Here is a 1,117-nt window from a genome sequence, read left to right on the forward strand (position 1 = left end):
CTGAATCTTAGGCCGTCTGAAATATTTCAGACGGCCTTTTTAACAAGAATTAAAGAATAATTGTTAAGTTACGAAAGTGATAGTCAGATATTAAATTGAAAAATCTTCAACAACCGGCGTGTACAGAATGCGGTCGACCACTTCTCTGGTCAGTTTCGGTGCAAACATCTGGATAAAGTCATACGCGTAACCACGCAGGTAGGTATCAGTGCGTAAGGCTATCCAAGTGGGCGACGGTTCAAATAAGTGTGCCGCATCAATCAGCTGTAAATCTTGATCGACAACGGGATCGTACGCCATTTTAGCCATCAAACCAACGCCCAAGCCTAAGCGGACATACGTCTTCAATACATCCGTATCGGCAGCCGATAAGGCAACATCAGGTTGCTCAATATGCGCTTTATTAAATGTACGCGCGATACTGCTGCCGGAATTAAAAGCAAATTCGTAAGTGACCAGCGGAAAAGAAGCTAAATCTTCAAGGCTTAAAGGATTGCGGCAGTCCAAAAGAGGGTGGTCGTGCGGAACAATGACGGCATGGTTCCATTCATAGCAGGGCAGTTTGCCCAACTCAGGATGATCGTCAATGCGTTCAGTAATAATTGCCAAATCAGCTTCGCCGCTGCTGACCATTTGCGCAATGGCAGAAGGGCTACCTTGTTTGATGGTCAAATTGACTTTAGGGTAGTTTTTGACAAATTCCGCAACGATTTTGGGCAAAGCATAGCGCGCCTGGGTATGCGTTGTCGCGATGGTCAGGGAGCCGCTGTCATGATCGGTAAACTCGCTGCCGATATTTTTAATGTTTTGTACATCACGCAAAATCCGTTCCGAAATCTCTAATACGGCTTTGCCCGGTTGCGAAACGGAAACCACACGTTTGCCGCTGCGGATAAAAATTTGGATACCCAATTCTTCTTCAAGCAGGCGGATTTGTTTGGAAATGCCGGGCTGGGATGTGAAAAGCGCATCAGCGGCTTCGGAGACATTCAGATTGTGTCGGTAAACCTCAAGGGCATAACGTAATTGTTGCAGTTTCATGGTAGCAGTACCGGATACGTTGTTAATGTGGATTTTGTGCGACAAACGGCATGTAATTTAACATATTTTGCCCAGT

At 45.7% G+C, this 1,117-nt stretch carries 1 protein-coding gene; it reads right to left on the minus strand.

Annotation, left to right across the window (positions count from 1 at the left end; all coding sequences use genetic code 11):
• Window positions 1-90 precede the first annotated feature (90 nt).
• Window positions 91-1,041: a CysB family HTH-type transcriptional regulator gene (locus ACTHUE_RS19390; RefSeq protein ID WP_070503716.1), complete on the minus strand. Its 951-nt coding sequence runs from the start codon at window positions 1,039-1,041 to the stop codon at window positions 91-93.
• Window positions 1,042-1,117: the final 76 nt, after the last annotated feature.

The organism is Neisseria sp. P0021.S005 (assembly GCF_051956955.1).

Coding starts and splice junctions, on each gene's coding strand:
- ACTHUE_RS19390 (WP_070503716.1), bottom strand. CDS start 1,041: ATGAAACTGCAACAATTACGTTATGCCCTTGAGGTTTACCGACACAAT.